We start from the raw sequence: 5,536 nt of genomic DNA on the forward strand, positions 1-5,536 counted from the left end.
ATCAAGGCGAACGTGCCCTCCCGGCTCGCCTTCGCGACCTCCTCGCTCGCCGACAGCCGGGTCATCCTCGACCAGCCCGGCGCCGAGAAGCTCATCGGCAAGGGCGACGGGCTCTTCCTTCCGATGGGCGCGAACAAGCCGATCCGTATGCAGGGCGCCTTCGTCACCGAGAGCGAGGTCGCGGCGGTCGTCCAGCACTGCAAGGACCAGATGGCCCCGGTCTTCCGGGACGACGTCACGGTCGGCTCCAAGCAGAAGAAGGAGATCGACGAGGACATCGGCGACGACCTGGACCTGCTCTGCCAGGCGGCCGAGCTGGTGGTCTCGACGCAGTTCGGCTCGACGTCGATGCTCCAGCGCAAGCTGCGGGTCGGCTTCGCCAAGGCAGGCCGGCTGATGGACCTCATGGAGTCGCGGAACATCGTCGGCCCCAGCGAGGGATCCAAGGCCCGGGACGTTCTGGTGAAACCGGACGAACTGGATGGGGTGCTCGCCGTGATCCGCGGGGAAGCCGAGGCGTAGCGGGGCGGATGGGGCCCTTTGGGGGCATCGAGGCTCACTCGTAAGGGAACAGGGGGCAACCGTTTCCCTTGGCCGTACGTCAAGTTGGACAGTGGGACAACACCGTGTCCCATCGTCACTGTGTCCGGGTGCCGGCGTACGGCCATTCCGATGGCGTACAAACTGCATCCGCCCGGTTGCCCCACCCTTTCGTACCACCCATAGACTGAACGTCCAGCAGGTGGTTACACGCTCGAAAGGCGCCCTCGTGTCCATCGGCAACTCCCCCGAAGACGACCGGAACTCCCCGGCAGACGAACGGCCTTCGGCCGACGTCCGGCCGCCGATCGGTCGCACGCTGCAGCAGGCCCGTATCGACGCCGGGCTGACCGTGGACGAGGTCAGCACGTCCACCCGGGTGCGCATCCCGATCGTGCACGCGATCGAGGAGGACGACTTCTCGCGCTGCGGCGGCGACGTCTATGCCCGCGGTCACATCCGTACGCTCGCGCGCGCCGTAGGCCTCGACCCGGCGCCGCTGGTCGACCAGTACGACGCCGAGCACGGCGGCCGGCCCGCGCCCACGCCCGCCGCGCCGCTCTTCGAGGCGGAACGTATCCGCCCCGAGCGCCGCCGCCCGAACTGGACCGCGGCCATGGTCGCGGCGATCGTGGCCGTGATCGGTTTCGTCGGCTTCACGATGTTCAGCGGCGGCGACGACAGCGACCGGGCGCGTCAGGTGGCGGAGGGTCCCGCGCCGCAGAAGAAGGCCAGCCCCACGCCGAAGCCGAAGCCGCCCGCCCCCAAGCCCTCCGAGAGCGCCATCGCAGCCGTCCCGGCGGACAAGGTCACCGTGACCATGACCGCCACCGACGACAAGAGCTGGATCTCGGCCAAGGCGCACGACGGCAAGCTCCTCTTCGACGGGTTGCTGCTCAAGGGCGAGTCCAAGACCTTCCAGGACGACGAGCGCATCGACCTCATCCTCGGCAACGCCGGCCCCATCGAGCTCTACGTCAACGGCAAGAAGGTCGAGGAGAAATTCGAGTCGGGGCAGGTCGAGCGCCTCTCGTACACCAAGGGAGACCCCGAGGCGGGGTGAGCGGGGCCTGAGCAAACCCCTGAGCGGCGGGGGCACGGCCGGGACGAAGTAGTCTTGAGTCCATGCCCGAACGCCGTACCGTCGCCCTTGTCACTCTTGGCTGCGCCCGTAACGAGGTGGACTCGGAGGAGCTCGCAGGCCGCTTGGCAGCGGACGGCTGGGAGCTCGTCGAGGACGCCTCCGACGCAGACGTCGCCGTCGTCAACACCTGCGGGTTCGTCGAAGCCGCCAAGAAGGACTCCGTCGACGCCCTCCTCGAAGCCAATGACCTCAAGGACCACGGCCGCACCCAGGCCGTGGTCGCCGTCGGCTGCATGGCCGAGCGGTACGGCAAGGAGCTCGCCGACGCCCTCCCCGAGGCCGACGGCGTGCTCGGCTTCGACGACTACGCCGACATCTCCAACCGCCTCCAGACCATCCTGAGCGGCGGCAGCGTGGAGGCCCACACCCCGCGCGACCGGCGCAAGCTGCTCCCGCTCAGCCCCGTCGAGCGCCAGAGCGCCGCGGCCGAGATCGCCCTGCCGGGGCACGGCGCGGGCCTCACGGAGGCCCCCGAGGACCTCCCGGAGGGCATCGCGCCAGTCTCCGGACCGCGCGCCCCGCTCCGCCGCCGCCTGGACACCAGCCCCGTCGCCTCCGTGAAGCTCGCCTCCGGCTGCGACCGGCGCTGCTCCTTCTGCGCCATCCCGTCCTTCCGCGGCTCCTTCGTCTCCCGGCGGCCCTCGGACGTCCTCGGCGAGACGCGCTGGCTCGCCGAGCAGGGCGTGAAGGAGATCATGCTGGTCTCCGAGAACAACACCTCCTACGGCAAGGACCTCGGCGACATCCGCCTCCTGGAGACCCTGCTGCCCGAGCTCGCCGCCGTCGACGGCATCGAGCGGGTCCGGGTCAGCTACCTCCAGCCCGCCGAGATGCGCCCGGGCCTGATCGACGTCCTCACCTCGACCGACAAGGTCGCCCCCTACTTCGACCTGTCCTTCCAGCACAGCGCGCCGGCCGTGCTGCGCTCGATGCGGCGCTTCGGCGACACCGACCGCTTCCTGGAGCTCCTCGACACCATCCGCGGCAAGGCGCCGCAGGCCGGTGCCCGGTCCAACTTCATCGTCGGCTTCCCCGGCGAGACCGAGGAGGACTTCGCGGAGCTTGAACGCTTCATCACGCACGCCCGTCTCGACGCCATCGGCGTCTTCGGCTACTCCGACGAGGACGGCACCGAAGCCGCCACGTACGAGAACAAGCTCGACCAGGAGACCGTCGACGAGCGCCTCGCCCACCTGTCCCGGCTCGCGGAGGAGCTCACCGCGCAGCGCGCGGAGGAGCGCCTCGGAGAGACCCTGGAGGTACTGGTCGAGTCTGTCGGCGACGAGGACGGCGAGGAGGCCGCCGTGGGCCGCGCCGCCCACCAGGCCCCCGAGACCGACGGTCAGGTCGTCTTCACGAGCGGCGAGGGACTCGCCGTCGGCCGTATGGTCAGGGCCAAGGTCGTGGGCACGGAAGGCGTCGACCTGGTGGCGGAGTACCTTCCGGACGCTTTCGAGGAGGCGGGCAGATGACCGGAGTGCCGGCGTCCGCCGCGGGCGGGACCGGCCGGCCGGCGCCCGGCGGCAAGCTGGGTGCCGCGGCGGTCAACCAGGCGAGCCTGTGGAACATCGCCAACATCCTCACCATGGTGCGGCTGCTCCTGGTCCCCGCCTTTGTCTTCCTGCTCCTCCAGGACGGCGGGTACGACCCCGTCTGGCGCGCCTGGGCCTGGGCGGCCTTCGCCGTCGCCATGATCACGGACGTCTTCGACGGGCATCTGGCCCGGGCGTACAACCTGGTCACGGATTTCGGGAAGATCGCCGACCCGATCGCCGACAAGGCGATCATGGCCGCCGGACTGATCTGTCTGTCCTGGCTCGGCGACCTGCCCTGGTGGGTGACCGGGGTGATCCTCTTCCGTGAGCTCGGCATCACGCTCATGCGGTTCTGGGTGATCCGGCATGGAGTCATTCCGGCCAGTCGCGGTGGCAAGATGAAGACCCTGGCCCAGGGGACCGCGGTCGGAATGTACGTCCTTGCGCTCACCGGGCCGCTTGCCACCCTCCGCTTCTGGGTGATGACGGTGGCCGTCGTGCTGACGGTCGCCACCGGTCTCGACTACGTCCGCCAGGCCGTCGTACTGCGGCGCAAGGGCCTCGCGGCCGAGCGGGCCGCGGCCCAGGCGGGATCCTCGGCCGGGTCGGCGCGATGAACACCGCCGCCCGTGTGCTGCGTCTGCTCGCGGAGCGTGGTCGCACGCTGGCGGTGGCGGAGTCCCTCACGGGCGGTCTGGTGGCCGCGGAGCTCACCGGTGTCCCTGGTGCCTCGGAGACCTTTCGAGGGTCCGTCACGGCCTACGCCACGGCCCTCAAGGAGGACCTTCTCGGGGTGGACCGGACCCTTCTGGCGGAGCGTGGGGCTGTCGATCCCGAGGTCGCGCTGCAGATGGCGGCCGGTGTGCGGGACCGGCTGGAGGCCGATTGGGGTATCTCCACCACCGGCGTCGCCGGCCCGGAAACGCAGGACGGTCAGCCCGTCGGCACGGTGTACGTCGCCGTGGCGGGACCTGTCGGGGCGGGGAAAGTGGCCGCATTGCGGTTGAACGGCAACCGCGCGGAAATCCGTAGAGAGAGTGTACGGAGCGTGCTGGAACTGCTCGCAGACGAACTCTCCGGGAATGCGCGGGCACAGGATACGGAACAGAACGGGGGGAATTGATGTTTGCAGCCCTGAGTGAACACGACATCGCTCCCCGCACGGCCGCAGCGCGAGGCGGTACGGTGGGGCGTGAAGGATGCGGCTACGCGGTCCGAGGAGGGAGCCACCGATGATTCTGCTCCGTCGCCTGCTGGGTGACGTGCTGCGTCGGCAGCGCCAGCGCCAGGGCCGTACTCTGCGCGAAGTCTCCTCGTCCGCCCGAGTTTCTCTCGGCTATCTCTCCGAGGTGGAGCGGGGGCAGAAGGAGGCTTCCTCCGAACTGCTCTCCGCGATCTGCGACGCGCTTGACGTACGGATGTCCGAGCTCATGCGGGAAGTGAGCGACGAGCTGTCGCTGGCCGAACTGGCCGAGTCGGCAGCGGCGAGCGAGCCGGTGCCCGCACCGGTACGGCCGATGCTCAATTCGGTTTCGGTGACGTCGGTGGCAGGTGTGCCGACGGAGCGGGTGACCATCAAGGCGCCTGCGGAGGCGGTCGACGTGGTTGCCGCCTGAACCGTGACATGGGCGGAGCCCTGGTCGGTGCCTGACAGGCCGACCGGGGCTTTCGTCGTTTCCGGGCCTTGCCGTGGCCGGTTCGTGCGCGAACACACGGGCGGGCGCGCGGCAAGGCGTTTGAGATGCCCGTACGCGGTGAGTCGTGCATGGTGGGGGAAACGTACGACTGCTGGGAGAATATGCATGTCTGTCGTGAAGAGTTCGCTGGCCGACGACGACCTCAAGACCGTGGGTGAGGCCCTGCAGGGCGCCTTGGTCGATCTCGTCAATCTGTCGCTGGTCGCCAAGCAGGTCCACTGGAACGTGGTCGGACCGCGCTTCCGTTCGGTCCATCTGCAACTCGACGACGTCGTCGTCACCGCACGCCAGCACTCCGACGTCGTCGCCGAACGGGCCTCCGCCATCGGCGTCACGCCCGACGGGCGCGCCGCGACGGTGGCCGCAAGCAGCGCGATCGGGACCGTGCCCGACGGCTGGATCAAGGACGTCGACGCCGTACGGATCCTGGTGGACGCGCTCGGTGCGGTGATCCGCAAGATGCGCGAGCGTATCGACATCACCGAGAAGCCCGACCCGGTCACCCAGGACATCCTGATCGGGCTCACCGCCGACCTCGAGAAGCACCACTGGATGTTCCAGGCGGAGAGCGCTTGAGCTGGTCGGGGGCGTGCAGGGCTGTTGACCTGCGGCGGAGTCTC

Annotated in this window: 7 protein-coding genes; all 7 read left to right on the forward strand. The window is 69.4% G+C overall.

Annotated elements, in window-relative coordinates; all coding sequences use genetic code 11:
- Positions 1-522 (forward strand): DNA translocase FtsK (locus tag IEZ01_RS35480; RefSeq protein ID WP_308427264.1); only part of this gene is annotated, 522 nt, incomplete at its 5' end.
- Between the two features lie 247 nt (positions 523-769).
- Complete coding sequence (locus IEZ01_RS33410) at positions 770-1,603, forward strand: helix-turn-helix domain-containing protein (protein ID WP_019889905.1); 834 nt, start codon at positions 770-772, stop codon at positions 1,601-1,603.
- A 62-nt stretch (positions 1,604-1,665) separates the two neighbouring features.
- Positions 1,666-3,156 carry a 30S ribosomal protein S12 methylthiotransferase RimO gene (gene rimO / locus IEZ01_RS33415; protein WP_019889906.1) on the forward strand — a complete coding sequence of 497 codons (1,491 nt, stop codon included), beginning with the start codon at positions 1,666-1,668 and terminating at the stop codon, positions 3,154-3,156.
- A complete protein-coding gene (gene pgsA, locus IEZ01_RS33420; RefSeq protein ID WP_019889907.1) occupies positions 3,153-3,836 on the forward strand; it encodes a CDP-diacylglycerol--glycerol-3-phosphate 3-phosphatidyltransferase in 684 nt (227 codons plus the stop codon). Before rimO ends, pgsA begins: the two co-directional genes overlap by 4 nt.
- Positions 3,833-4,342: a CinA family protein gene (locus IEZ01_RS33425; protein ID WP_028798055.1), complete on the forward strand. Its 510-nt coding sequence runs from the start codon at positions 3,833-3,835 to the stop codon at positions 4,340-4,342. Before pgsA ends, IEZ01_RS33425 begins: the two co-directional genes overlap by 4 nt.
- 109 nt (positions 4,343-4,451) lie before the next feature.
- Positions 4,452-4,835 (forward strand): helix-turn-helix domain-containing protein, encoded by a 384-nt coding sequence (locus IEZ01_RS33430; protein ID WP_019889909.1) that lies wholly within the window; start codon positions 4,452-4,454, stop codon positions 4,833-4,835.
- 186 nt (positions 4,836-5,021) lie between these two features.
- Positions 5,022-5,492: a Dps family protein gene (locus IEZ01_RS33435; RefSeq protein ID WP_028798056.1), complete on the forward strand. Its 471-nt coding sequence runs from the start codon at positions 5,022-5,024 to the stop codon at positions 5,490-5,492.
- Positions 5,493-5,536 lie beyond the last annotated feature (44 nt).

Origin of the sequence: Streptomyces purpureus (assembly GCF_014648195.1) — a bacterium.
GTDB classification, from domain to species: Bacteria; Actinomycetota; Actinomycetes; order Streptomycetales; family Streptomycetaceae; genus Streptomyces; species Streptomyces purpureus.

Excerpts from the sequence above, each read along its gene's own strand:
- rimO (WP_019889906.1), top strand. The coding sequence starts at position 1,666 with ATGCCCGAACGCCGTACCGTCGCCCTTGTCACTCTTGGCTGCGCCCGT.
- pgsA (WP_019889907.1), top strand. The coding sequence starts at position 3,153 with ATGACCGGAGTGCCGGCGTCCGCCGCGGGCGGGACCGGCCGGCCGGCG.
- IEZ01_RS33425 (WP_028798055.1), top strand. The coding sequence starts at position 3,833 with ATGAACACCGCCGCCCGTGTGCTGCGTCTGCTCGCGGAGCGTGGTCGC.
- IEZ01_RS33430 (WP_019889909.1), top strand. The coding sequence starts at position 4,452 with ATGATTCTGCTCCGTCGCCTGCTGGGTGACGTGCTGCGTCGGCAGCGC.
- IEZ01_RS33435 (WP_028798056.1), top strand. The coding sequence starts at position 5,022 with ATGTCTGTCGTGAAGAGTTCGCTGGCCGACGACGACCTCAAGACCGTG.